Origin of the sequence: Acidiplasma aeolicum (genome assembly GCF_001402945.1) — an archaeon.
GTDB lineage: Archaea > Thermoplasmatota > Thermoplasmata > Thermoplasmatales > Thermoplasmataceae > Acidiplasma > Acidiplasma aeolicum.
In genome coordinates, this window is the sequence record NZ_LKBG01000264.1 from 1 (window position 1) to 24750 (window position 24750).

Consider the following 24750-nt stretch of genomic DNA (forward strand, 5'->3'; position numbering starts at 1 on the left):
AAAAAATTAGGATAAGCGAACCACCAGAGGAGGCAAAAAAGCTTGTTGCAGGCAAAAACTATCTTAGAGATTTTGAGGCAATGAAACTTATGGAAATTTATGGGATTAAAACACCAAAATGGAAAACTGTTGAAAATGAGTCAGATCTTGACGCAGCCGCAGATTATGTTGGGTATCCACTTGTAATGAAGATATCACCTGATGAGCCGGTGCATAAAACCGATGTTAACGGTGTTATAATGAATGTACAGAAGGAAAATCTTCATGAGGCTTTTAAACAGCTTAACTATAAAAGAGTATTGCTTCAGGAACAGATATCCGGGGCAGAGATATTCATAGGGGGCATTAAGGACCCTGTTTTTGGTTACACTGTGGTGTCAGGTGTTGGCGGCATATACATGGAGGTTTTAAAGGATTTAAGCTACGGTCTTGCACCTGTATCAGAAAATGAGGCAATGTATATGATGGATGAAAGCAAGGTTACAAAAATGCTTTCTGCCAGAAAAAGAAACTATGATAGACTTTCCTTAATCAGGGCAATAACAAATATATCAAGGTTAATAGTTGATCTTGATGTTAGCGAGATGGATATAAATCCGGTGATAGTAAATCAGAATGGCGCCTACGCTGTGGATGTCAGAATACTGTTAAATTCAAAACAGGAATAATAATTTTTAATAATATTTTATTGGGAATAATAATATTCCCCCTTTAATTTCTGTTCTCTATCAAGTGCACTGTTCAGTTTATTGATTCTTGGACGCTTTGTAAGCTCATCCCTTCTAAATGTTATTCCGAGGCCTTTTAAAAACTCATTCATGCCTGTCCTCATATCCATGGGACCCTTACTGCAACCTTTAATTCCCTGCTGCCCTGTGAAAACAATCAGGGCATCTGAAATTAGGTCTATTAAATATATATCATGATCAACAACTATTGCACTTTTTTTATTATTTTCCATAACCCTCCTTATTATTTTTGCCACATTCATCCTGTAGGCTGAGTCCAGATGGGCAGATGGTTCGTCTATAAGATATATATCAGCATCTGTTGATAATGTAAGTGCAACCGATGTTCTCTGCAATTCACCTCCAGAGAGATCATTAACATTTTTATCATATAGTTCCTCAACATCCAGCGGGCCAATTATCTCATTTTTTATGAACTGGTCTTCCATTTTTTCCTTCATGGTTGTTGAAAAGAGTTCATAAACAGTACCGTCAAAATCCGGTGATATGTACTGTGGTTTGTATGCCACCCTTAACTGGTTCTCAACCTGGCCGGAATCTGGCTTTATTGTTCCTGAAAGCATTTTTATAAATGTGGTCTTGCCAAGTGCATTCTGGCCCAGTACACCGATAATCTCCTCCTTATTTATGTATCCTGACCCAACATGAAGCTCAAAGTTTTCAAATTTTTTTTCAAGGTTGGTCCAGGAAGTTATTTTGGTTGTAACTGTTGTTCTTTTACTTGATTTTACATTAAAATCTATTGATGTTGGTCTTATTCTTACATTTTCCTCCCTTAAATAACCTGATAAAAACGCGTTTATTGCCTTATTTGTTGATTTTTCTTTTGTAATTACACCGTATGCACCGGGACTTCCATATACCAGATTAATCTGATCTGCAATTTTATCCAGAAGTGCAAGATCATGTTCCACAACCATTACTATTTTGGTTTCAGCCAGTTTTCTAATAATTTCAGATATCCTTATTCTTTCATTAATATCCAGATAGGATGAGGGTTCGTCAAACAGGTATATGTCTGCATCCTTCATCAATGCCATTGCTATGGCAAGTTTCTGGAGTTCACCACCTGATAAATCCCTGATATCCCTGTGCAGTGATGATTCCATTGATAATTCCGATACAACAAAATCAAGATTTCCGTTATCATTATTTTTTAATATATCTATTACTGTACCTGAAACAACCCTAGGAATTAAATCCACATACTGATTTTTCAGCACTGCCTTTTTATTTCCATTGTACAGATCCTTAAAATACTGCCCCATCACACTTTTGGAGAATCTTGATATAACCTCATCACGGTTATCCTTAACATTGTAATTACCAAAGTTTGGTATCAATATTCCTGATAAAATATTCATGGTTGTGGTCTTGCCAAGTGCATTCTGGCCAAGAAGTGCTGTTACCCGGCCAGCCGATAGGGATGGCAGTGAATAGAGCCTGAAGGAATCCAGACCGTACTGATGAACTATATTTTTATTTAGTTCATCTGGTATGCTGACTATCTTAATAGCATTAAATGGGCATCTCCTAACGCATATGCCACAGCCAATACAAAGCGATTCTGTAATAACAGGCTGTGCATTTGCATCGGGAAATTCTATAGTTTTTGTTCCATTCCTCACAGGTGGGCAGTAATACTGGCATTCGTGATTGCATCTTTTCGGATGGCATTTATCCTTATCTAGAATGGCTATGTGCATATTTTTAACCTAATAATTATTAATATTTTAATTTGCCTTCCAGTATTCATCGGGAATTTCATTGTAGATATCGAATGTTGAATCATCACTATTTGTCTGTATATTCATTTCTGAGAGTTCTATAACGCGATTAACATTCAAAATCCAGTAATGAATGCGCCATTCCCTTCCATCAAAAAGTGTTGTTTCTTCTCTTTCTGTTTCAAGAATTCCAAGATCCTCCATAGTATAGAAGACATCACGATCCTCCGGCTCAAGCATATTATCAATAACCCGGGTGCCGTACCCAAAGAAGTTAATAATATGTTCCGCTGATGACTGCGCCTCCTCTGACCCCATCTTTCTCTGCTGCAAGCTTAAACCGTTGCTTATTGCCCTTGCAAGCTCATCTATCTTCACATAGTTTCTGGACCTTACCTTTTCTATTTCCACATCGCTTATCGCCATTTCAATCACCTTGATAACATACCATATTACATTTTAAATAATAAGGTTATTCAATTAATTAAAATATGGCTTAAATTATATTTAAATTTTATTATAATTCATGTAATTTTGTCTATATATCTTATATAGAATATATAGGTTATATTTATAATAAATAGGAAAATAGAGAAAATAGTGGCAAAGATGACTACTGTGGACGAGGCCTTGGATAATGCAAAATCCTCAAAGTTTCATTATAAGGTTTTATTTGTGTCAGGTCTTGGATTCTTTACAGATGCATATGACCTTTTCATAATTGGTGTTGTTATACTTATACTACCACTTGCTGGATGGAATAATATATCAATTTTTTATAAGGGATTAATAACATCCACCGCTTTATTATCCGCCATTATAGGGTCAGTTACATTTGGAAGGCTACTAGACTATTTAGGTAGAAAGGAGATATATGGGCTTGAGCTGGTAATGCTAATAGCTGGTGCGCTTGGAAGTGCATTTTTAACACCAACCAACAACATTCTGGTATTTATATTATGGAGATTTCTCCTTGGTGTGGGCATAGGTGGAGACTATGCAACCAGTTCAACAATAATGACAGAATACTCAAATACATTAAACAGGGGCAAATTTGTTGGCACAATATTTTCAATGCAAAGCTTTGGGCTTCTTGCAGGACCATTAATTTCAATATTGTTTTTAACAAGTGGTTTAAGCCCATCATTAACATGGAGGCTACTGCTGGCCATCGGGGGTATACCTGCCATGCTTGTCATATATTTCAGAAGAACCATGCCTGAGCCCCCAAGGTATACTGCAGACGTTCGTGGCGATATTAAAACTGCAGAAAAAAATTTAAGGAGCTACACGGGAATAGATGCCCAATCTAAAAGAGCAGAAAAGGTAAATGCAAAATGGTATGATTTATTTAAGGATAAAAAATTTCTTATAACATTAATAGGCACTGCAGGGACATGGTTTTTAATGGACTGGGCATTTTATGGAAACTCAATTATGTCAAATAGCATTTTATCATTCCTTGTTCCAAGCGGTTTAAACGGAATTAATGCAATTATACTAACAAATAAATATTCAGCGTTAATATTCGGGATAGCAGCCTTTCCTGGATACTGGGTGGCTGTTTTTACACTCGATAAAATTGGCAGAAAAAAAATACAGATTACAGGATTTTTAATGATGGCAATTTCATTTGGTATCATAGCATTGTTTCCAGGGATAATAAGCGCAGCCTATGTTTATTATTTTTTAATGATTTATGGCATTAGCTACTTTTTTATTATGTTTGGGCCAAATGTAACAACGTTTGTCTACCCACCAGAGGTTTTTCCAATATCAACAAGGGGTTTCGGTACTGGCATTTCTGCAGCAGGTGGTAAAACAGGCGCCTTCATAGGAACATTTGCAGATACATTAATACTTGCGTTTACAAATTTAAGCTTCTTAATGTGGATACTCTCAGTCCTTGCAATTTTGGGCTGTGCCATGACAGTTTTTCTTTTGCCAGAAACAAAGGGTAAAACATTGCGTGAATCATCTGGAGAAAACAGATACATGAATCAAACTTAAAATTTTTAAGGTTTTTTAGCATAATGCATTATGAATATTTTATTTCCGTCAAGGAATAATAAAAGAAGTGTTGAAATTTTTACAGAGGATTCCGCTGGAAATACTGTTATCAATGGAAAAAGATTTAATAAATTATATGCAAAAATGGACAGGTCTTTTATAAAGGACTTTCTGGAAGAAAATAAGATATTTTCTGGCTATGAGGATAAAATTTCTGAAAATATGGTAAATAAGATTGATAATAAAAAAACAGTGATTATGGGGATTTTAAATGCAACCCCGGATTCTTTTTATGCCGGTTCAAGGATTCTGGATAAGAGCAGAATAGATTCAATGCTTGATGAAAAACCTGATATAATTGATATAGGGGGTGAAAGTACAAGGCCGGGCAGTCTTCCTGTGCCACCAGATATTGAGACTGAAAGAATAAGACCTGTTATTGATTACATAAAATCTGTATCAAACATACCTGTATCAATTGATTCAAGAAATTATGATACAATAAAGGCTGTTATTAGCATGGATATAGATTATATAAATGATATATCAGGTTTCTCTGATGAAAGAATGATAAAAATTGCATGCGATTATAATGTTAGGGCTATTGTAATGCACATGATAGGCACACCACAGACAATGCAGAACTTTACTGAATACGATGACATTATATTTGAGATAAATAATTTTTTTTATTCCAGGATAAATAAAATGTTAAAATTTGGCATAAAACCAGAGAATATAATAGTGGACCCTGGCATAGGTTTTTCCAAGGATACCAATGGAAATATTACCATATTAAGGTCTCCATGGTCTTTCTTTCTTGGCTTTGACACACTGTTTGGCACATCAAGAAAAAGATTCATAGGCACATTAACCGGATCTGATGTTAATGATAGACTGGGTGGAACAATAGGAACATCAATTTATTTGAGTGAGAATGGGGTTGATATACTTAGGGTTCATGACCCTGCCCAGAACAGGGATGCAATAAATGTATTCAGAAAATTAACGTCCATCGACGAATAATTTTCTTTGTTTTTTACGTATAGTTTAAATATATTTCTGCGATTAATCATATAATGATTAAGGTACCGTACAGTGTGAAACTGCCTTCTGGCGAGAGATATTCATTTATAAAAAATACATTAAAATCACGTACACTGTATACAGTATGTGAGGAGGCACACTGTCCAAATATGGGGGAATGCTGGGAGAGTGGTACAGCAACTTTTATGATTCTTGGGTCTAACTGCTCGCGTGGGTGCAGATTCTGTGCGGTTACCCATGGAAAAATGCTACCAATTGATCCAGATGAACCACAGAAGGTTTATGAGGCTGTAAAATTAATGAGGCTGGATTTTGTTGTCATTACCTCTGTTGACCGTGATGACCTTCCAGATAAGGGGTCACAGGCTTTTGCCAATGTAATATCTAAACTTAAAACAGCTAATGTTAAAATAGAGGTTTTAATACCAGATTTTAGCGGAATCCATGAGTTTATTGATAAAATAATAAATGCCGCCCCTGACGTCATTGCACATAATATAGAGACAGTACGCAGGCTTACGCCACACGTAAGGGACCCAAGGGCCGGGTACGATCAGAGCCTAAACGTTCTTAAATATGTTAAATCCGTTAATAAAAAGATGATTACAAAGTCATCAATAATGATTGGACTTGGAGAGACTGATGAGGAGGTCATTGAGGCCATGAAGGATCTTAGGAATGCGGGCGTTAACATTTTAACTGTGGGGCAGTATCTAAGGCCAACAAAAAAACAGCTCGAGGTAGTGGAATATTCCCCAATTGAGAGATTTAAATATTTCGAGGAAAGTGGATATAAAATGGGTTTTGATTACGTTGCCTCAGGCCCGTTGGTAAGAACATCCTACAGGGCAGCGGAGGCGTACGTAAAGGGAATGCTGAATGGAGGTGGAAATTATGATTGAAGAGGCAGATATTAGTAATGAAAAGGTGTTGGAGGCTTACAGGAATCTTGTAATGGAAAGAATGCTGGATAAAAAGATGCTAAATGCAAGCAGGCAGGGGTTTTTGCCGTTTTACATACCACTGATGGGGCATGAGGCCATACATATTGGTATTGGCCTTGCATTGAGGAATATTGATTATTTTTATCCATACTACAGGGATTTTGGTGCACTGGTCCAGCTTGGAATTCCCATGGATATGATAATGTCCCAGGTTTTTTCCAATGCATCAGATAATGAGCTTGGCAGGGATATGCCGGATCATGTCTCATTTAAAAAATACAATATAGGGGCTGTAATAACACCCGTGGCAGGACACCTCATGTCGGCTGCCGGAATTGCATATGCAAAGAAATATAGAAAGTCTGATGGAGCGGTATTGACAACCTTTGGAGATGGGGCAACATCAACACCAGATTTCCATGTTGCAATGAACTTTGCAGGTGTTTATGACCTTCCTATGGTATTTTTGTGTGAAAATAATGGATTTGCAATATCTGTGCCAACATATCCAAATGAGGAGGGGCAGTCAGATGCATACGAGGAGACAAGAGGCCCAATATATAAAAAGGCGGAGGCCTATGGTTTTGAGGGCATAAGAATTGACGGCACAAGCTTTTTGGAGGTTTATAAGCAAACAAGAAAGGCGCTTGAAAATGCTTCCAATGGGCCAGTGCTGATAGAGGCAATGACATACAGAATGGGGCCGCACTCCACTGCTGATGATCCCAATAAATACAGAAAGGACGAGGTTCCAGAGGGGAGTGATAAGGATCCTCTTATTGTAAACCAGAAAATATTGAAGGACATGGGTATTCTCACGGAGAAGAAAATTCAGGATATAAACAATGAAATTGATGATTTGACAAGCAAACTTGTAGACAAATATGAAAAAGCACCAAAACCTGATAAAAAAACAATACTGGATAATTTATATGAAACAGACCCATGGTATATAACTGAGGAAAGGGGTGATATAGAATGACCACAATGACAATGGTAAAGGCACTTAACAGTGCGCTTGACAATGCAATGGAAAGGGATGATTCAATAATTTTAATGGGAGAGGATGTTGGCGTAGATGGCGGTGTCTTCAGGGTAACTGATGGGCTTCTGGCAAAATATGGAAAGGAAAGGGTTCTGGATACACCACTTGCAGAACTAGGAATAGTTGGGTTTGGAATTGGAATGTCCATGGCCGGCCTAAAGGCAATACCTGAAATACAGTTTCAGGATTTTATATACACAGCAATGGATCAGATAATAAACCAGATGGCAAAGCTAAGGTACAGAACCAATGGAGATTACACACTTCCAATGGTTCTTAGAACACCCTACGCTGGGGGTGTTCACGGCGGGCCCTACCATTCACAGGCTGGAGAGGCATACTTTGCCCACACGCAGGGTTTAACTGTTGTAACACCATCAAATCCATATGACGCCAAGGGTTTATTATTATCATCGATAGAGCTTAATGATCCGGTTATATTTTTGGAGCCTAAAAGGCTTTATTATGCAACAAAGGGGGATGTCCCGGACGATTACTATACAGTTGACCTAAGAAAGGCTAATATTTTAAAGGAGGGTGATGACCTTACAATTATAACATATGGACCAACAGTTCCGCTTGTCATGGATACTGTAAACAAGAACAATGTAAATGCGGATGTTATTGATTTAAGAACAATAAACCCCTTTGATGTTGATGCCATTTTAAATAGTGTGAAAAAAACCTCAAGGGCGGTTATAGTTACAGAATCCCCAAGGTTATTTGGCGTAAGTGCTGAAATTTCTGCAACCATAGCGGAAAGGGCAATTGATTATCTTGCAGCACCAATATTAAGAGTTTCAAGCCTTGATATACCTGTGCCATTCGCGCTTGAGGATTATTATGTGCCAAATGAGCAAAAAATAATGAAAGCAATAAATAAAGTTTTGCAATACAGGTGATGTTATGTATACATTAAAATTACCACCAATCGGCGAGGGGATACAGGAAGGAGAAATAGTAAAATGGGATGTTAAGGAAGGAGATACCATAAAAAAGGATCAGGACATTGTTGAGGTTATGACTGATAAGATTACTGTGAGAATACCTGCCCCGGTATCAGGAAAGATTTCAAAAATTCTGGTTCCAGAGGGCAAAACAGTAAATATCGGTGATCCGATAGTCCAGATAGATTCACCGGATGAATCAAATGAGGTAACCACGGAGAATAAACCAGTGGAGGAACAGCCAAAAACTGAACAGGTATACTCTGTTAATAATGAGAACATACCGTCTGTGAAGGCCACACCATCTGTAAGGGCCTATGCCAGGTCAAAAAATGTTGATATATTAAAGGTAAAACCAACCGGTCCTGATGGCAGAATAACAAAGGACGATATTGACGCATACCTTAAAAATACCACTGCGCAGAAAACAGAGGTAAAAAAACCGGAAAATCCTGCTGCAGGTGATGAAATTTTCAATGTAAGTGGCATCAGAAAGGTAATTTTTGATAAAATGACAAAATCAAAACAGATAATGCCACATTTCACTGTAACTGATTTTGTGGAAACCCAGGAAATACAAAAAACCATAGAATATTATGCAAAAAAGGAGTATCTGAGTTTTACGTCATTCTTTGTTAAGGCATGCACCATTGCATTTAAGGATTTTCCAAAATTAAATGCCATATACAATGAGAATGACAAAAATTATACCATTAAAAAGGCATACAATATAGGTGTTGCTGTGGACTCACCGTATGGTTTAACTGTTGTGGTGATAAAGGATGCCGATAAAAAGGATTTGTTTACAATCTCAAAGGAAATTAAGGACCTTGCTGAAAAGGCCAGAAATAATACACTTACACTGGATGAGGTGCGTGGTTCCACATTTTCAATAACCAATATAGGTGCAATAGGCGGTATTATGTCAACACCTGTAATAAATTATCCGGAGGTTGCCATACTTGCAGTAAACTCCAGAACAACAGCAATAATCAACAATGAAATGAAAACAGGTCTGTATCTAACCCTGGCATGTGATCACAGGTTAATCGACGGTGCTGAGGCGGCCAGATATCTTCAGAGGGTAAAGGAAATACTTGAGCACCCCATGGCATTTATTGGTGATTAAAAATGGATTATGAGGTAATAATTCTTGGTGCAGGTGCAGGTGGTTATCTTGCTGCCCTGCATCTGGCCAAAAAAAAGAAAAAGGTTCTTATTATTGAGAAAGAGAAATTCGGTGGTGAATGCCTAAACTATGGGTGCATACCATCAAAGGCATTAATAGAACTCTCTGAAAATATATTTTACCTAAAAAATATGCCTGGCATGACCCTTGATTATAAACTCAACATGAAGGACTGGCAGGCATGGAAAGATTCAATGATAAAGAAAATTACAGGCGGTGCTGAGGGTGCATGCAAGGCCAGCGGCGCCACTGTGCTTTACGGGGAGGGAAAAATAGTCAATAAAAATACGGTTAATGTAGATGGTAAAAATTATACTGCAGATTATTTAATTCTTGATACCGGTTCTGTACCTGTAAAAATAAAAGGTATAGATGATGTTTATTATAACCGTGAAATTCTCGCAATAGACCATATACCAGAAACACTTGTTGTTATTGGTGGCGGTTATATAGGCATTGAGATGGGTACGGCATTCAGGAAACTTGGTTCTGATGTATATATTGTTGAAATGAAGGATAGGATACTTCCTGAGGTTGATGAATATCTTTCTAGGGCAGTTGATAAAAGGCTCAGAGATCTTGGAATAAAAATTTTAACCAGTAGCAGGGTTCTTGGTGTGAAAAAGAACAAGAATTATACTGTAAAAATAGAAAATTCCGGCGATATAATTGCGGAAACCGTTTTAATGGCCGTTGGCAGAATGCCAAATACACAGGGATATGGCCTAGAAAACCTCAATCTTGAAATGGATGGGCGGTTTATAAAAACGGACCAGCATAAAAGAACAAGTGTGGATAATGTTTATGCCATAGGCGATGTTTCAGGAATGCCCATGCTTGCACATAAGGCATTTTATGATGCCTATGTTGCATCTGAAAATATTCTTGGCAATGATACAGTGGTGGATTATAAATCCATGCCAATGGTGGTTTATACAGACCCGGAAATAGCATTTACAGGTAAAACAACAGATAAATATAAGCAGATACCTGCCATGGCAAATCCCAGAACACTGACAATGAACCAGCAGGATGGCTTCTTTAGGGTATATTACAATGATGATGGGACAATAAGTGGTGCGGGTATCGCAGCGCCAAGATCCTCAGAGATTATAGCTGAAATTGGGCTGGCCGTTGAATCTGGTTTAACACTGGATGATATGTTTATGACCGTACATCCCCATCCCACGGTATCTGAGGGCATTAAGGATGCATGCGAAAATGATTAATTATTATATTGATTTAAAACGCATGGATTATGAGAAATGCCTTCGATTACAGTACCACCTTGTGGAATTAAGAAAAAATGATAAAATACCAAATACCGCACTTTTTGTTGAGCATAACAGCATATACACCATAGGAAGAAAGGCAGACCCAAAAAACTATGAAAATGTTAATGTATATAAAACTGACAGGGGTGGCGATGTTACATATCATGGCCCCGGCCAGATAGTAAATTATTTTATCTTCGATGTAAATATTGATGGCAGGAGGGAAATCAGGAAATTCCTTGAAAATATTGAAAATGCATACATTAAGATGCTGGGTTCCTTTGGGTATTCGGCCATGCTGGATGAGGAGCCCGGTATATGGATAGAAACTGAAAAGGGAAAAAAGAAGGTTGCCTCAATTGGACTCGCAGTAAAAGATAATATTTCATATCACGGTATTGCCCTAAATATAGGACAGGAGGCTGTCAATGGCTTTAATCTAATAAACCCCTGTGGACTTGATAACAGCGTTATGTCCTATGTTGATATACCAAGAGATAAGGCCATAGAGGCAATAGTTTCGTCACTGGCTGACTACTTTGGGGAATTCCAGAAAATAAATATAGACGACATCAAATTATTATAAAAGCCATAAGGTCTACATTTAAGAAATAATTTATATATAATATTTCTATGAGGTTCTTTTAATATCCCAAATTCTCTCCTCAATGCCAAGCCTTTTGTTCGATGCAAGTGCATGCATAAAAAGAAGTGATGAAAGTCTGTTTAAATAAATTAAAATATATTTATTTACCTGCATTTTCTTGGATACATATACTGCAAGCCTTTCTGTTCTTCTGGCAACGGCCCTTGCCATATGAAGTGAAACTGCGGAAATATCACCATCTGGAACAATAAAAAGGTGTATTTTACCAATTTCTTCACGGTATTTTTTCACAGATTCCTCAAGCCACCTTACATCCTCATCCTTAATTGTTCTGTGGGTGCTTTCTGCAGTTATATCCTCACCAATAACAAAGATGTCGTTCTGAATTTTTTTTAGATCATTTTTTATGTCTTCCCATTTTGAATTTATGAGGGCAAAACCAACAAATGTGTTTAATTCATCAAGGGTTCCCTCGAGGTCCACCATGGGGGAATCCTTACCAACCCTTATTCTCAGGCCGGTATCGGTTTCCCCGGAATCGCCACGTCTTGTAAACATAATAGCATATAATATGCACAGATTTAATATTTTTTAGTTTTAATTTTGACAAAAATATATATAAATAATAATATTTTTTATTCTTTTCTTTTTATGGTAATTGGTATAACATTGTTATTAAATTCACACATTGCAATTTCAATGGGATCAATGATGTCAGGGGAAATATCTATAATCACAGGTGCACCCATTGCAATTTGCAATGCCCTGGCACCAATTATTCTCGCCTTTTCAAATTTTGTCAACATCATAAAAATCATTTAAAGCATAAACTGTATTAAATAATATTACATAAATGTTTCGAATATTATGATAAATATATATTATTTTTATAAATTAATTGTTAATAACCTCGCCAAAATCAAGTTTTGTAAATGGTGGATTCTGTTTTTTTATTGCAAATTCATCTATTGAAAGTAATTTTTCAAATGTACTGCCCTCTATTTTCACTGTATTATTTATCATTGACCAAACCTCAGAGGCACCCGTTGGGACATATGGATAAATCATTAATATGAGGTACTGTGCGATCTTTAATGATGTATAAAGTATATCATTGCATTCCTCCTTATTCTCTTTTATTATCTTCCATGGCTGCGCGTTATTAAAATACTGATTTGCGGATATAACCAGTTCAAGCCATATTTGAAGGCCCCTCTTTATATGTATTTCATATAACTCCTGGCTGTACTGATCAAATTTTTCCTTAAACATATCAAGGATTTTTTTATTTTCCCCGGATAACTTTTCAGGTTTATGTATGCTTAACTTATTTTTATCAATAAAGCTTATAAGCCTGTAAATATAATTGCCAAACTTGTCCACCAGTTCCGAATTAACCTTGTCCTGAAATTCCCTCATGGAAAAATCAGAATCCCCTGTTTCAGGGAGTATTGATGCCATATAATATCTTAATGAGTTTTTATCCGCTATCTTTAAAATTTCATTTACAGTAAAACCTATGCCCCTGCTTTTAGAAAACTGTTCACCCTGGAATCTGAGATACTCATTTGCCGGAACATTATAAGGTAGATTATAATCTCCATGGGCTATTAGCATTGCAGGCCAGATAATTGTATGAAATGGTATGTTATCCTTGCCAATAAAATAATATGATTTTATATTCTTATCAAGCCAGAATGATTTCCAGTATTCAGGGTTGCCAATTTCCGTGGAATATTCCCTTGCACCTGTGATATAGCCTATTAAAGCCTCAAACCAGACATATATTTTTTTATGTTCATAACCATTTATTGGTATTGGGACACCCCAGTCAAGATCCCTTGTAATTGCCCGTGGCTTGAGACCATCACTTACAAAATTCTTTGTATATTTTAACACATTTGGTTTCCAAAAATCCTTGGTACCAAGGTATTCAAGAAGTGAGTCCTGAAGTTTATTTAGCATTAAAAAATAATGCTCTGTTTCCCTGAATTCTGGCCTTTCCCCACCAATTTTGCACACAGGATCAATAAGTTCTATTGGGTCAAGTGTACGTCCACAGTTATCACACTGGTCGCCCCTGGCCTCCTTATAACCACAGTATGGGCATGTTCCCTCTATATACCTGTCCGGCATAAACCTATTTGATTTTCTGCAGTATGGTGATACCATATATCTTTTTTCAAGAAATCCCTTCTCCAGAAGGTTCATAAAAAATTCATCAACGTCCTTAACATGTTCAGCGTCTGTTGTTCTTGTAAATTTATCGAAGATAATATCAACATTTCTGAATGTTTCCATATGTTCTGAATGATATTTATCTGCTATTTCCTGTGGTCTTTTATTATTTTTTTCGGCTGTTATTGTAATGGGAGTGCCGTATTCATCACTGCCAGATATGAACATTACCTCTGTACCCGATAACCTGCTGAAACGTACAAATATATCCGCACCAAGATATGCACCTGCCAGATGTCCGAGATGCAGTGGCCCGTTGGCATAGGGTAATGCACAGTTAACCATAATTTTTTGTTCATTCATTGCAACTATATAATAAAATGAAATTTAACTTTTTATTAATAAAAAATGCAGCGTATTTATATTTTTAAAAAATTTATGTGCATGAATTATATTTTTCCTGACCTAGCAAAGCTCATTTTTGCAAGATTTCTTGATACGTTTTTATAGTATGTATTTCCATTTAATATCTGTTTATAAAAATCAATGGCAATATCATAATCATGTATGTTAACAGGCTTTGGGACTCCATCCTTACCGCCCAGACAGAATGAGAACTTAACAGGATCTGTAAATGAGGGTTTATCGCCATATACAAGTTCAGCAAGATATGACAGAGCCCTAATGGTGGATTTATCCACCCCTTTTATGTTTATTAGTTCTCCAAAGTTATCAGGATTGTATTCATAAAGCATCTTCATTTTTTCCCAGTTTATCTTAAAATTTAAATCAAGAACGGGGCGTGATTCCATGTAATTATCAAGTGTTCTCTGTCTCATATAGTTAACTGGATTCTCCTTAATCAATGAAATAATATCCTTCCTATTCTGCTCACTTTTTGACGTTGAAAGATCAAGTATGTTTGAATTTTCAAAACCGGCAATTCCATTCCTTTTATCGCTGTAAAAATCGATATTATTTTTAATCCAGTGATAGCGCCTGGCCAGACCAATTTTTTGATTCATGCCCTGGTTAATAACAGCATAATTGCCATTATAATCCAGAATAATAAACTGCATGTAAAGATCAAATCCATCCTGAAGAACCTTATTGTCTATTTTTCCAATAATCCTTGAATCCTCACGGATCTTAGATAAAATGCCTGATTTAATATTCCCATCCTGTTCAAGTTTATCAAATTCCTCTCTAATAGAGTTTAGATGCCTGCCCTTCCCTCCCAGGATTTTAACCTCATCCTTTTTATTTAGATATTCCTTAAGTGCACTCAGCGTTGCAGTGGTTGTACCACTCGAATTCCAGTCAAAGCCTATGGCAAGTGAAAGTGAGTGAAACCAGAATGGATCGGCAAGTTTTTCAAGGAAAAAATCTGTGCTATAATTTTCTATCATAATATCTGATATTATGCCACCAAGCTCAACCATTCTTTTATAAAGGTATTCAGGCGGGTGGCCATAGTGAAGCGGCATTATTGAGCTACCATTATTTCTCATTATAGATAAATATGAATATTAACAATATATTATTTTCCATAGCGATTTATAAAAGTTTTTGAAAGGTTTATTTATAAAAATAAATGAAATTCTTTTTGTTTTTATAATTTTTATATTTAAACATATAATGAGATTTTTTAATCTCTGGTAAATTGGTATTTTTATTTCATCCATCTAAAATCAAATATATTATAAAGGTCCGGCCTGAATCTCACTATAAAGGCATTTCTAATGGATTCCATTATAAGGTCATACCTTTTTATATTGTAATTTGATATTAAACCTATAATACCCTCCCTTTTACCGATATCAGGTATATTATATATCTCCTTTATTGCATCGGATACGGACAGGCCTGACCTTACCACATCAACAATATCTTCAGGCAGTTCAAATCCACTGCTTACGCCTGTGGTTATTCTGCTATAACGGTCTATTACAGCACAGTAATGGAAATCATAATAAACATTGTTTATTTTATTATAAAACAATCCAGATTCTATGCCAATGGAATAATCATTATCCCTTAAACCCTTCATGGCACGGAGCCTTGCGAGCCTTGGCGTATCGTCACCGTATGGCTGATCTGTATCGGTTTCATACTCATGATTCTCAATAACATCAAAATTTTTCATGAATTTATTTAAAAAATCCCTAAGCGCCATTGTTTTTAAACTATTATTTGTGGATATTGAGATTTTAATTGGATTTTTCCTCTTGCCTGTTCTTGTTATTTCACCATATTCAATTCTTGTGGAGCTAATTGGAAAAAAATCCTCTGCCAGAACAAAGGGCACCTTAATTATGTTTAATGGCCTCATATTCATTTCATTGCGTTTATTATTAATATAAATCGCGGTTGAATATGTTTCCGGAGAAACAATGAGATTTGCCTCTTTTATTTTTAATGTCTCGCCAAATTTATCATTTAGTTCATGAATTTCGTAATTATCTGTATATTTATCCATAAATTTTTTTAGCCTTTTTAGCCTTGTTCGATATTTTATTATAAATTCCTTGTTTCCAATGACATAATCATCACTGGTAAGGCCTATAATCACCCTGCATCCGGTATCTATTGCTGTTCTGAGCATTAATTCATGGCCCTTATGAAAATGGTTAAAGGTGCCACCCACCAAAGTATACATATAAGGAAATTAAAAAAACATTATTAAAATATCTCTATGTGACATTTAACTCCATCCAATATTTTAAAATTTAAAGATCAGTTTTTAACCTCCTCCTCTATAGTTTTTGCAAGCCTCCTGACACCCTCCACTATATCAGAATCAGAGGAATATGTAAAATTAAGCCTCATGGTGTTAATTTCTGGATTGTTTTGATAAAATGCAGAACCTGTAATATATGCAACCTTATTTTTTAGTGCCCTTTCAAGCATTTTTGATGTATCTATATTATGGTTAAGTTTTAACCATAGGAACATTCCACCATCAGGCTTTGACCAGACAGCGTCCTTTACATGTTCATCAAGTGATTCCAGCATTATATCCCTCTTCTTTTTATAGAGTTCTATGGTTTTTGGTATCTGCTTATATATTATTCCCCTGTTAAGATACTCATATGCTATGTACTGGGATAACGAATCACTTGCCAGATCAAGGGCCTGCTTAAGTATATTGTATCTTGATAGGACCTCAGGCTGTGATACTGTATAACCGGTTCTTAATCCGGGTGACATCACCTTTGAGAATGTGCCAAGATATGTAACAATATCATGGTCATCAAGGCTTTTTAATGTGGGAATTTTTGTTCCAGAATATCTTAAATCACCATATGGATTATCCTCTATGACCGGTATATTATTTTCGTATGCTATCTCCAAAAGCTGTTTTCTCCTATCAAGAGTCATTGTATATCCTGCAGGGTTTTGAAATGTGGGTATTGTGTATATGAACTTTGGTTTCTTTCCAATGGATTTTAGATATTCAAGCTGTTTTTCAAGTTCTTCAATAATCATACCATTTGAGTCCATTTTTACAGATACTGAGTTAACAAGATTGGCATTTAGTGATGATATCATCCCAACGTATGTTGGTGCCTCTGTAATAACATAATCTCCAGGATTTGCAAATATTTTTGACAGGGCATAAAGTGATTGCTGTGAACCGGTGGTGACCATTATGTTATCTGTATCTGTTTTTATATTTTCGTCCCTATCTAGAAATTTCCTTATCTCATTTTTTAACAGCTGTAATCCGTCTGTCTGTCCGTACTGCAGAGCCTGGGATGCATAATTCTCTATAACATCATCCATAATTTCCTTAAGTTCTGCGGAGGGGAAAGTTTCCGGATTTGGAAGACCCCCACCAAACGATATCATACCGGGCATGGTCACATACTTCAATAGAGACCTAATTTCAGAGGATTTCATCTTCCTTAAGTTATCAGAAAATTCAAAACTCATGGCTAATTATATTAAGACGATATATAAATTTTTATTATGGGAATAAGAAAATAAAAAAATATTTTATAATGGTTATTAATTAAAAGCCAATGGTTCAAAAGGCAATTTGGAAGGTCACGGTTACAGGAGCAAAAAATTCGGGTAAAAGTTCACTAATATCTGCAGCTGTTTATAACTCTGATAAACCTGTGGCACCCAAAGGTTTTATAAGAAAAAAGGTGCAGGGCAGGATAAATGATGATGAATATGATATAGACCTCCTTTTTTATGAAACGCCACTTGAATTAAAATCTGATAAATTTATATCAAAATCCACTTTTATTTTGTTAACTGTGGATATAACAGATGCAAATAGTCTAAAAATGGCTGGAGATTTTGTAAAGCTGTTTTCAGATTCTGAGATATTCCTGGTTGCAATGAAGTCTGATTTAAGGTATATATCCCAATTCTGGATTCCGGAACTTGATAAATTCTACAGAAGCTATGGTGTATCATATTATTTATACAATACAAAGGAGGATTTTTCCCCAATCCTGTCTGAACTTATAGAAAAAACATTTAACAAAATTTATAATAAAAATAAGTGATATGCAAAAATGGGAATTTTTTGTGGGAAATTTGAGTTTAAATTAAGAAATATAAGTATATCCCAGATTATAAACAAGTATCATATAGGCAAATTCTTAAATGGAGATTTTTTTCTAGATCCATGTGAGGCCTTATACCTGTTTTTAAAGGGTAAAATTGAATCATTAAATGGTAATGACCTGGATTTTTTTCTAAATAATATCTTTACAGATGATATATACATATACATTGTATATGAAATATTAAAGAATAAGGGATTTTACATAAAAAGAAATGGAAATAAATTTTATTATAAAAAGACAAAAAAATCGGATTATACAAATTTTGTAATTTTAAAAAGGGAAACAGATATTGTATCATTTGAGGAACTATACAATGAAACTCCGGGAATATTTATTACTCTTGATGAGGACCATAGCATCACATATCATATGACAGAACATATAGACCCCATGGGGATGGCTGAGAATATGCCTGAAAAAATATGCATTAAAAATGCAGGCAGCATATATTATTCATTAAACACCCCTGAATGGTTCGGGGAAAAATTTTATTCTTTAAACATATTAAACAACTTTGAAAGAAGATTTGTTGAAAATAAAATTATGACACCTGAGGAAAAACTATATGCTGATTTAATTAAAAGAAATTTTATTGTAAAAAGTGGATTTAAATATGGAGAACACTTTAGGATTTATTCTGAATCCATGGATATGCATGCCGAATATTTAATTGGTTTAATAGATAAAGAAGAATGGTATAAAATTAGCAGGGCTGTTAGGTTATCAGTAAGTGTTAGAAAATCAATGGTTTTTGCCGGCTTTATAAACAATGAAATAAAATATATAGAAATGAAAAGGATAAAAGATATTTAAATCTGGACCTCAAAATCATCTATTTTTGCCTGCATGTCGTCATATGTTTTTATGTCGCCGCGATCCTTTAAAACCTCCCTTGCAAGAAGCCAGTATATCAGGGCAAGAGACATCCTTCCCTTATTGTTTGTTGGAATTATTAAATCAACAAAGTCGGTTTTATTGTTGGCATCGCAGAGTGCTATTATGGGTATTCCTATTTTAATTGCCTCCTTCATTGCCTGTGTATCGGCAAGCGGGTCTGTTATCACTATTACCTTGGCGCTTGAATATGATTTGAGCATCGGATTGGTTAATGTTCCGGGTATAAACCTGCCTATTATGGAGTTTGACCCAACTATTTCAGAAAATTTAGCAACCGGTCTGAATGCATACTGTCTCTGGGCCACAACAAGGATATCCTCTGGTTTGTATCTTGCCAGCATTTTTCCTGCTTCTATTATTGCATGATTTGTCTTTTTAATATTTAATATGTATAAACCATCGTTCCTAATTTTAAATATATATTTATCCATATCCTTTGATTTGATCTGTGTACCAATATGGACACCAGATTTCTGGTATTCTTCTTCTGGTATCAGTAATTGTTCTTCCATCATGTAAATCTACCTATTTTATCTATGATTATAAATTATTATATAATTATTCCCATTCTATTGTTGCCGGAGGTTTATTTGTTATGTCATAAACAACCCTGTTAATCTCAGGGATTTCGTCTGTTATTTCTGTTGATATCTTTTCAAGAAGGTTCCAGTCCGGCCTGCTAAAGGTGCCTGTCATTCCATCAAGGGTATCAATAAATCTTATTGCAACAGTTTTACCATATGAACGCTGATCACCATGAACGCCGGTTGTATTTACTGGCAGTAAAACGGCAAAGTACTGCCATGGCCTTTCATGCATGTTCTCCATAACATTTCTCTCAACAATGTCTGTTGCTTTTCTTATCAGATCAAGTTTTTCCTCTGTAACCTCGCCTATTATTCTAATTGACAGGCCTGGGCCAGGAAAGGGCATAATTTCAGGGATGCCAAGATATTTTGATACCTCCCTAACCTCATCCTTATAAAGATCTCTTAGTGGTTCTATAAGCTTTAATTTCATATTTTCTGGCAGTCCACCAACGTTGTGATGGCTTTTAATTGTATCTCTGGACTGCCCGCCACTTTCTATCCAGTCAGGTGCTATTGTACCCTGAAGCAGATATTCTGCGCCAAAATCTTTTGCAGCCTCCTCAAAAACATCTATAAAGGTTTTTCCCACTATCTTCCGCTTCTGTTCAGGATCTGTAATGCCCTTTAAATTTTGAATGAACCTCTGCCGTGCATCAATAATTTTATAATTGATATTATATTTTTTAAAAATTTTTTCTGCATTTTCCACCTCATGAAGCCTTAATAAACCGGTGTCAACAAAAATAACAAGTATATCCCGTGAAACCATTCCAGCTATTACAGAAAGCAGTGTGCTGTCCTGACCACCTGAGCATGCCAGTATTCCCTTACCCTTCAGCTGTGATTTAATCTGTAATTTGGCATCCTCTATGAACTGTTCTGGTTTAACCATGTAGCCTCATGACAAACATTTTATTAAAGTTTTCAATAAATAATAATTTTTAGGTCTTCATTATGGCGCCAAGGAATATTAACAATCCAATTAAAACGCCAATAATGGACGCTATTAGATAAAATACTGTAGGCTCAAGCACCTGGTATACAAATGAAACATGGGCCACGCTTGATGACCCGAATATTGTAAATATACCAATTACAAGTCCAACAATAAGCAATACAGATCCTACTATCCTGCTTTTGCTGCTGCCAAAATATGCAGTAAGTGCCCCAAAAACAATAAGGGCCAGAGCCAGCAGGGCAAGGATAACCATTACAAATGCATCCCAGTTCCAGTTAAAAGAAGTCACCATGTTACAACACCTCCAAAGAGACCTGCACCTAATATCATTTTAAAGGTCATAATAAAACCATTTGCTTTTTTTGGTTTTATCATAATTGGTTCTGCAAACTTACCTAGCAGAGCCCGAATCCCTTTAAAGTTAAAACCTTCAGGCATTAGAAGTTAAAAGTAAAAATGGATATAAATTTTTCCTAAATGATTGATTGATAAATTATTATAATAATTTATAAAATTCTTCCTCTTCGATTGTTTTCTGCTCACCGGTCTTCATATCCTTTAATGTTACTGTTCCTGATTTTACCTCGTTTTCTCCAATTATTAATGCAAAATCAAATTCGGCTGCGCTCTTTATCTGCGATGATAATTTTCTACCTGTAATGTCCACCAGTGCAATTCTATTACTTTTCCTTATTTTTGATGCCAAATTAATTGAATATTCAATAAATTGGGATCCCAGATTGCATATATAATATGACTGCTTGCGCATGTATTTCTCCCAGAGATTGTATTTTTTCAATAATATTTCAAGAACTGCATCGCCTATGGCAAAACCAATGGCTGGTATATTTTCATCAGAGAATAGTGTTGAAAGCCCATCATAGCGGCCTCCACCAAGTATTGCACGGAGTTCACCAACCGAGTCAAATGCCTCAAATACTATGCCTGTATAATATGATAATCCCCTGACAACTGAAAAATCATATTTTATATCACTTTTTGTATAAAAACTTATATATGAAAATGTTGTTTTAAGCCTTTCAATACGGTTTTTTAATCCATCAAAATTATTTAATATACTTTTTAATTTTTTCTCGAAGTCTTTAATATCAAGCCTTTCAGAAAGAAGATCAAGTATCTTTTCGGTATTTTTTTTATCCACGTTAATCTCAGCCATCATGGAAATAAACTGTTCTCTTGTTATTTTTCTGTATTTATCTATTACTGAAAATGCCTCATGGATATTTTGTATGTTCATATCATTAAGTATATATTCCATCACCTGTCTGTCATTTATATTTATTTGATACTTACCTGAAAGCCCGAGTTCATCAAGTATCTGTGCGGCAAGACCTATGATCTCAGAATCAGCCTCTGCAGAATCCAGACCAAACATGTCTGCATTAAATTGATAGTGCTCCCTGAATCTGCCTTCCTGGGGTTCTTCATATCTCCATACCTTTGGCAATGAATACCATCTTACCGGCCTTGGTATATCCTTTCTTGCTGTTAGAAGTCTTACAGTTGATGGTGTTGCCTCCGGTATCATTGTAACCTCCCTTCCACCCTTATCTGTGAATGAAAAGGTCTGGCTAACAAGTTCGCTCCCAGATTTCTGTTTGTACATTTCAAGATATTCAAGGCTTGGAAAATCTATTCTCTGGTATCCAAAATTCTCAGCAACGTTTGTTATTCTGGTAAAAACTGAATAGCGTATTTCCATATCCTCAGGATAATGATCCCTGAAACCTTTAATCCTTTCTATCTTCATATTAAACACTTAAATTGGAAGATCGTCTCTTCTCTCTCCCTCGGTAATGACACTGTCAATTTTTTTCATCATTTCATCGCTAATTTCATTTGTTGCATGTGCATAGTGAAAATGTATTCTTATCCTTGGATAAAGATCCTCCCTTTTTTCAGCATGATGCTCAAATGAACAATCCCATCCCAAATCCCTGCATTTGAAGTAATATGTCATGGCTAGTAATTTGTTTAAGATATAAAAAGAATTATCATTTACTTATTTATATAGGTTCATGGAAAACAAAAATATTCTAATAACAGGTGGCGCTGGATTTATAGGATCAAACATGGTTGAGAAACTAATAAATGATAACAATATCACTGTTATTGATAATCTTAATAACCATGTTGGTGAAAGGTTTATCAAAAGATTTTATGGCAATAAAAATTTTAAATTTATAAATGGCGATCTGTTAAAATATGATCTTGAATCCCTTAATGACATTGACATTATTATTCACTTCTCCGCAAATTCGGATGTTAGATATGGATCAGAGGATCCAATAAAGGATTTTAACAATAATGTTATAGTTACACAGAATATACTTGAATACATGAGGAAAAAGGATGTAAAGGAAATATTATTTGCATCGTCATCAACGGTTTATGGTGAGGCAAATATCATGCCAACACCTGAAAACTATGGACCGTATTTGCCGATATCATCATATGGAGCATCAAAAATGGCCAATGAGGGGTTTATAAGTGCATATTCACATTATTATGGAATAAGGGGGACGATATTCAGATTTGCAAATATTGTTGGCAGGAATTCTACACACGGCGTAATATATGATTTTATACATAAACTATTAAAAAATAATAAAGAACTAGAAATACTTGGTGATGGAACACAGGAAAAATCATACATGCATGTTACTGACTGTGTTGACTCAATGATTTATGTGCATGAAAATTTAAGTAGAACGGATATAATAAACCTTGGAAATGATGAAACAACATCTGTAAGAAAAATTGCTGATTATGTTGTAAGCGGTATGGGACTAAAAAATGTTAAATATATTTTTACCGGAGGAATTAATGGCAGGGGCTGGAAGGGCGATGTGAAGAAGACATACCTGGACATAACAAAGTTAAAAAAACTGGGCTGGAAAAGCAGGTATACAAGCGATCAGTCTGTTGAGGTCGCCGTAAAAGAAACTCTGGAGCAGATTAAGGCCATGGAATAATTAATAAACTATTTTAAATATAAATTTATTAAATTAATAATGTTTAATTTTAAAAAATATGAAATTTTAATTAAAAATCACATAATTCCGGCAATATTTATTGGAATAACTGTATCAATAACAATCTTTATTCTGTCAGTAACGCATATATATTTTGTACCGTTTGCAAAATTTATAGTGTTTTCTTCATTTGCATCAACTTCCTTTTTACTCTTTATGATGCCCGATAATAAATCGGCAAAAATAGATAAATTTTTGAAAAGTTATATTATAGCTGGAATAGTTGGAGTTTTAGGATTTTATATGGCATTTTTTATTTCAATATATTATGTGATTGCCCTTGTGGAGACCTTAGTTGCCATACTGCTTGTTATTTTCCATTCTGAACATCCGCCGGCAATGGGCATAGGCATTGTTTTTATTCTGCAAACTATCAGTTATTTTGCAATATTTTTCTTGATAACTGGCATGGTTATAATAGCAGCTCTTGATTTTCTTTTAAAGAAATTCGTCATTGTGATTGAAGAAGATTTACAATAATTTAAACACATAAATATGTTTAAATATTTAATTATAATATTTTTAAATATGGTAACAAAGGAGGAAATTTTGGAGGTATTAAAGCAGGTATCAGATCCGGAAATTGGCATGGATGTGGTTAACCTTGGACTTGTATATGATGTACAGATAAACGGGGATCGCGTTTATATTAAAATGACTATGACGGCCCCCACCTGTCCGGTAACACCGTGGATACTATCTGAGGCACAAAAGGAGGTCGAAAGCCTTGAGGGGGTTGAGGCTGCCGATATAGAGCTTGTATGGGAGCCGCAGTGGACTCCGGACATGATGAGTGATTATGCCAAGGAACAGTTAAACATGTACTAAAATGTTGATGTTTCATGGTTATTCAGGTTTATAATAAAAAATATTTATTCATATTTTATAAAATTTTACATTAAAAAATTAAAACCTTTATATATCCTTTAAATATAAAGAATGGATA

The 24750-nt window shown here is 35.3% G+C and carries 28 protein-coding genes; 14 read left to right on the plus strand and 14 right to left on the minus strand.

Going from position 1 to position 24750, the window contains the following annotated elements; translation table 11 throughout:
- The coding region (locus AOG54_RS07925; RefSeq protein ID WP_201779331.1) for an acetate--CoA ligase family protein at nucleotides 1-668 on the plus strand (668 nt) is incomplete at its 5' end.
- Nucleotides 669-685: 17 nt separating this feature from the next.
- Here the strand turns inward: AOG54_RS07925 and AOG54_RS07930 are convergent.
- The gene (locus tag AOG54_RS07930; RefSeq protein WP_048101969.1) at nucleotides 686-2455 is read right to left on the minus strand and encodes a ribosome biogenesis/translation initiation ATPase RLI; all 1770 of its coding nucleotides are present in this window, start codon (nucleotides 2453-2455) and stop codon (nucleotides 686-688) included.
- Nucleotides 2456-2482: 27 nt separating this feature from the next.
- Complete coding sequence (locus AOG54_RS07935) at nucleotides 2483-2902, minus strand: DUF6015 family protein (RefSeq protein WP_156150332.1); 420 nt, start codon at nucleotides 2900-2902, stop codon at nucleotides 2483-2485.
- A 183-nt stretch (nucleotides 2903-3085) separates the two neighbouring features.
- Here AOG54_RS07935 and AOG54_RS07940 point away from each other — a divergent pair, with 183 nt between their 5' ends.
- Genes AOG54_RS07940 through lipB form a run of 8 tightly spaced genes read left to right on the plus strand, consistent with a single transcriptional unit; the run spans nucleotide 3086 to nucleotide 11518 of the window.
- The gene (locus AOG54_RS07940) at nucleotides 3086-4486 is read left to right on the plus strand and encodes an MFS transporter (protein ID WP_048101970.1); all 1401 of its coding nucleotides are present in this window, start codon (nucleotides 3086-3088) and stop codon (nucleotides 4484-4486) included.
- A gap of 30 nt (nucleotides 4487-4516) precedes the next feature.
- A complete protein-coding gene (gene folP / locus AOG54_RS07945) occupies nucleotides 4517-5512 on the plus strand; it encodes a dihydropteroate synthase (RefSeq protein WP_048101971.1) in 996 nt (331 codons plus the stop codon).
- A gap of 53 nt (nucleotides 5513-5565) precedes the next feature.
- Nucleotides 5566-6435, plus strand: coding sequence for a lipoyl synthase (lipA, locus tag AOG54_RS07950; protein ID WP_054964168.1), 870 nt, complete (start codon nucleotides 5566-5568; stop codon nucleotides 6433-6435).
- The gene (locus tag AOG54_RS07955) at nucleotides 6428-7459 is read left to right on the plus strand and encodes a thiamine pyrophosphate-dependent dehydrogenase E1 component subunit alpha (RefSeq protein ID WP_048102175.1); all 1032 of its coding nucleotides are present in this window, start codon (nucleotides 6428-6430) and stop codon (nucleotides 7457-7459) included. Before lipA ends, AOG54_RS07955 begins: the two co-directional genes overlap by 8 nt.
- The gene (locus tag AOG54_RS07960; RefSeq protein WP_052656812.1) at nucleotides 7456-8424 is read left to right on the plus strand and encodes an alpha-ketoacid dehydrogenase subunit beta; all 969 of its coding nucleotides are present in this window, start codon (nucleotides 7456-7458) and stop codon (nucleotides 8422-8424) included. Before AOG54_RS07955 ends, AOG54_RS07960 begins: the two co-directional genes overlap by 4 nt.
- A 4-nt stretch (nucleotides 8425-8428) precedes the next feature.
- The gene (locus tag AOG54_RS07965) at nucleotides 8429-9598 is read left to right on the plus strand and encodes a dihydrolipoamide acetyltransferase family protein (protein ID WP_048101972.1); all 1170 of its coding nucleotides are present in this window, start codon (nucleotides 8429-8431) and stop codon (nucleotides 9596-9598) included.
- Nucleotides 9599-9600: 2 nt separating this feature from the next.
- Complete coding sequence (gene lpdA, locus AOG54_RS07970; protein ID WP_055032592.1) at nucleotides 9601-10887, plus strand: dihydrolipoyl dehydrogenase; 1287 nt, start codon at nucleotides 9601-9603, stop codon at nucleotides 10885-10887.
- Nucleotides 10880-11518, plus strand: coding sequence for a lipoyl(octanoyl) transferase LipB (gene lipB, locus AOG54_RS07975; protein WP_231563435.1), 639 nt, complete (start codon nucleotides 10880-10882; stop codon nucleotides 11516-11518). The genes lpdA and lipB overlap by 8 nt, the downstream gene beginning before the upstream one ends.
- Before the next feature lie 45 nt (nucleotides 11519-11563).
- On the opposite strand, the gene AOG54_RS07980 is transcribed toward lipB, so the two are convergent.
- The 6 genes from AOG54_RS07980 to AOG54_RS08005 all read right to left on the minus strand — a co-directional run bounded on the left by AOG54_RS07980 (nucleotide 11564) and on the right by AOG54_RS08005 (nucleotide 17653).
- Nucleotides 11564-12097 (minus strand): cob(I)yrinic acid a,c-diamide adenosyltransferase, encoded by a 534-nt coding sequence (locus AOG54_RS07980; RefSeq protein WP_048101975.1) that lies wholly within the window; start codon nucleotides 12095-12097, stop codon nucleotides 11564-11566.
- Nucleotides 12098-12174: 77 nt separating this feature from the next.
- Nucleotides 12175-12348, minus strand: coding sequence for a DNA-directed RNA polymerase subunit K (locus tag AOG54_RS07985; protein WP_048101976.1), 174 nt, complete (start codon nucleotides 12346-12348; stop codon nucleotides 12175-12177).
- 85 nt (nucleotides 12349-12433) lie between these two features.
- Nucleotides 12434-14080: a methionine--tRNA ligase gene (metG, locus tag AOG54_RS07990; protein WP_054964559.1), complete on the minus strand. Its 1647-nt coding sequence runs from the start codon at nucleotides 14078-14080 to the stop codon at nucleotides 12434-12436.
- Nucleotides 14081-14166: 86 nt separating this feature from the next.
- The gene (locus AOG54_RS07995) at nucleotides 14167-15228 is read right to left on the minus strand and encodes a DUF763 domain-containing protein (RefSeq protein ID WP_048101978.1); all 1062 of its coding nucleotides are present in this window, start codon (nucleotides 15226-15228) and stop codon (nucleotides 14167-14169) included.
- Nucleotides 15229-15389: 161 nt separating this feature from the next.
- Nucleotides 15390-16376, minus strand: coding sequence for a pantetheine-phosphate adenylyltransferase (locus AOG54_RS08000; RefSeq protein ID WP_048101979.1), 987 nt, complete (start codon nucleotides 16374-16376; stop codon nucleotides 15390-15392).
- Between the two features lie 77 nt (nucleotides 16377-16453).
- A complete protein-coding gene (locus tag AOG54_RS08005) occupies nucleotides 16454-17653 on the minus strand; it encodes an aminotransferase-like domain-containing protein (RefSeq protein ID WP_048101980.1) in 1200 nt (399 codons plus the stop codon).
- A gap of 89 nt (nucleotides 17654-17742) precedes the next feature.
- Here AOG54_RS08005 and AOG54_RS08010 point away from each other — a divergent pair, with 89 nt between their 5' ends.
- Nucleotides 17743-18240: a GTPase domain-containing protein gene (locus tag AOG54_RS08010; protein WP_048101981.1), complete on the plus strand. Its 498-nt coding sequence runs from the start codon at nucleotides 17743-17745 to the stop codon at nucleotides 18238-18240.
- Between the two features lie 9 nt (nucleotides 18241-18249).
- Nucleotides 18250-19116, plus strand: coding sequence for a hypothetical protein (locus AOG54_RS08015; protein ID WP_048101982.1), 867 nt, complete (start codon nucleotides 18250-18252; stop codon nucleotides 19114-19116).
- On the opposite strand, the gene rpsB is transcribed toward AOG54_RS08015, so the two are convergent.
- The 6 genes from rpsB to AOG54_RS08040 are packed head-to-tail and all read right to left on the minus strand — an operon-like array spanning nucleotide 19113 to nucleotide 22729.
- The gene (gene rpsB, locus AOG54_RS08020) at nucleotides 19113-19712 is read right to left on the minus strand and encodes a 30S ribosomal protein S2 (protein ID WP_369796406.1); all 600 of its coding nucleotides are present in this window, start codon (nucleotides 19710-19712) and stop codon (nucleotides 19113-19115) included. The two genes, AOG54_RS08015 and rpsB, sit on opposite strands and share 4 nt — an antisense overlap.
- Nucleotides 19713-19758: 46 nt before the next feature.
- Nucleotides 19759-20682 carry a glutamine-hydrolyzing GMP synthase gene (gene guaA / locus AOG54_RS08025; RefSeq protein ID WP_055032593.1) on the minus strand — a complete coding sequence of 308 codons (924 nt, stop codon included), beginning with the start codon at nucleotides 20680-20682 and terminating at the stop codon, nucleotides 19759-19761.
- A 49-nt stretch (nucleotides 20683-20731) separates the two neighbouring features.
- Nucleotides 20732-21040, minus strand: coding sequence for a hypothetical protein (locus tag AOG54_RS08030; RefSeq protein ID WP_048101985.1), 309 nt, complete (start codon nucleotides 21038-21040; stop codon nucleotides 20732-20734).
- Nucleotides 21034-21186, minus strand: coding sequence for a hypothetical protein (locus AOG54_RS09760; protein ID WP_156150333.1), 153 nt, complete (start codon nucleotides 21184-21186; stop codon nucleotides 21034-21036). Before AOG54_RS09760 ends, AOG54_RS08030 begins: the two co-directional genes overlap by 7 nt.
- 58 nt (nucleotides 21187-21244) lie before the next feature.
- Entirely contained in the window at nucleotides 21245-22519 is a 1275-nt protein-coding gene (gene hisS / locus AOG54_RS08035; protein WP_048101986.1) for a histidine--tRNA ligase, read from the minus strand.
- 9 nt (nucleotides 22520-22528) lie between these two features.
- Nucleotides 22529-22729 (minus strand): DUF1059 domain-containing protein, encoded by a 201-nt coding sequence (locus AOG54_RS08040; protein ID WP_048101987.1) that lies wholly within the window; start codon nucleotides 22727-22729, stop codon nucleotides 22529-22531.
- Between the two features lie 58 nt (nucleotides 22730-22787).
- Here AOG54_RS08040 and AOG54_RS08045 point away from each other — a divergent pair, with 58 nt between their 5' ends.
- The 3 genes from AOG54_RS08045 to AOG54_RS08055 are packed head-to-tail and all read left to right on the plus strand — an operon-like array spanning nucleotide 22788 to nucleotide 24632.
- Entirely contained in the window at nucleotides 22788-23744 is a 957-nt protein-coding gene (locus AOG54_RS08045) for an NAD-dependent epimerase/dehydratase family protein (RefSeq protein ID WP_048101988.1), read from the plus strand.
- Between the two features lie 39 nt (nucleotides 23745-23783).
- Complete coding sequence (locus tag AOG54_RS08050; protein WP_055032594.1) at nucleotides 23784-24284, plus strand: HPP family protein; 501 nt, start codon at nucleotides 23784-23786, stop codon at nucleotides 24282-24284.
- Nucleotides 24285-24332: 48 nt separating this feature from the next.
- Complete coding sequence (locus AOG54_RS08055) at nucleotides 24333-24632, plus strand: metal-sulfur cluster assembly factor (protein ID WP_048102177.1); 300 nt, start codon at nucleotides 24333-24335, stop codon at nucleotides 24630-24632.
- The last annotated feature ends 118 nt before the right edge of the window (nucleotides 24633-24750 follow it).

Bases quoted from the DNA above. Each gene is read 5' to 3' on its own strand.
- AOG54_RS07930 (WP_048101969.1), bottom strand. From the start codon at position 2,455: ATGCACATAGCCATTCTAGATAAGGATAAATGCCATCCGAAAAGATGC.
- AOG54_RS07935 (WP_156150332.1), bottom strand. From the start codon at position 2,902: ATGGCGATAAGCGATGTGGAAATAGAAAAGGTAAGGTCCAGAAACTAT.
- AOG54_RS07940 (WP_048101970.1), top strand. From the start codon at position 3,086: ATGACTACTGTGGACGAGGCCTTGGATAATGCAAAATCCTCAAAGTTT.
- folP (WP_048101971.1), top strand. From the start codon at position 4,517: ATGAATATTTTATTTCCGTCAAGGAATAATAAAAGAAGTGTTGAAATT.
- lipA (WP_054964168.1), top strand. From the start codon at position 5,566: ATGATTAAGGTACCGTACAGTGTGAAACTGCCTTCTGGCGAGAGATAT.
- AOG54_RS07955 (WP_048102175.1), top strand. From the start codon at position 6,428: ATGATTGAAGAGGCAGATATTAGTAATGAAAAGGTGTTGGAGGCTTAC.
- AOG54_RS07960 (WP_052656812.1), top strand. From the start codon at position 7,456: ATGACCACAATGACAATGGTAAAGGCACTTAACAGTGCGCTTGACAAT.
- AOG54_RS07965 (WP_048101972.1), top strand. From the start codon at position 8,429: ATGTATACATTAAAATTACCACCAATCGGCGAGGGGATACAGGAAGGA.
- lpdA (WP_055032592.1), top strand. From the start codon at position 9,601: ATGGATTATGAGGTAATAATTCTTGGTGCAGGTGCAGGTGGTTATCTT.
- lipB (WP_231563435.1), top strand. From the start codon at position 10,880: ATGATTAATTATTATATTGATTTAAAACGCATGGATTATGAGAAATGC.
- AOG54_RS07980 (WP_048101975.1), bottom strand. From the start codon at position 12,097: ATGTTTACAAGACGTGGCGATTCCGGGGAAACCGATACCGGCCTGAGA.
- AOG54_RS07985 (WP_048101976.1), bottom strand. From the start codon at position 12,348: ATGATGTTGACAAAATTTGAAAAGGCGAGAATAATTGGTGCCAGGGCA.
- metG (WP_054964559.1), bottom strand. From the start codon at position 14,080: ATGAATGAACAAAAAATTATGGTTAACTGTGCATTACCCTATGCCAAC.
- AOG54_RS07995 (WP_048101978.1), bottom strand. From the start codon at position 15,228: ATGAGAAATAATGGTAGCTCAATAATGCCGCTTCACTATGGCCACCCG.
- AOG54_RS08000 (WP_048101979.1), bottom strand. From the start codon at position 16,376: ATGTATACTTTGGTGGGTGGCACCTTTAACCATTTTCATAAGGGCCAT.
- AOG54_RS08005 (WP_048101980.1), bottom strand. From the start codon at position 17,653: ATGAGTTTTGAATTTTCTGATAACTTAAGGAAGATGAAATCCTCTGAA.
- AOG54_RS08010 (WP_048101981.1), top strand. From the start codon at position 17,743: ATGGTTCAAAAGGCAATTTGGAAGGTCACGGTTACAGGAGCAAAAAAT.
- AOG54_RS08015 (WP_048101982.1), top strand. From the start codon at position 18,250: ATGGGAATTTTTTGTGGGAAATTTGAGTTTAAATTAAGAAATATAAGT.
- rpsB (WP_369796406.1), bottom strand. From the start codon at position 19,712: ATGGAAGAACAATTACTGATACCAGAAGAAGAATACCAGAAATCTGGT.
- guaA (WP_055032593.1), bottom strand. From the start codon at position 20,682: ATGGTTAAACCAGAACAGTTCATAGAGGATGCCAAATTACAGATTAAA.
- AOG54_RS08030 (WP_048101985.1), bottom strand. From the start codon at position 21,040: ATGGTGACTTCTTTTAACTGGAACTGGGATGCATTTGTAATGGTTATC.
- AOG54_RS09760 (WP_156150333.1), bottom strand. From the start codon at position 21,186: ATGCCTGAAGGTTTTAACTTTAAAGGGATTCGGGCTCTGCTAGGTAAG.
- hisS (WP_048101986.1), bottom strand. From the start codon at position 22,519: ATGAAGATAGAAAGGATTAAAGGTTTCAGGGATCATTATCCTGAGGAT.
- AOG54_RS08040 (WP_048101987.1), bottom strand. From the start codon at position 22,729: ATGACATATTACTTCAAATGCAGGGATTTGGGATGGGATTGTTCATTT.
- AOG54_RS08045 (WP_048101988.1), top strand. From the start codon at position 22,788: ATGGAAAACAAAAATATTCTAATAACAGGTGGCGCTGGATTTATAGGA.
- AOG54_RS08050 (WP_055032594.1), top strand. From the start codon at position 23,784: ATGTTTAATTTTAAAAAATATGAAATTTTAATTAAAAATCACATAATT.
- AOG54_RS08055 (WP_048102177.1), top strand. From the start codon at position 24,333: ATGGTAACAAAGGAGGAAATTTTGGAGGTATTAAAGCAGGTATCAGAT.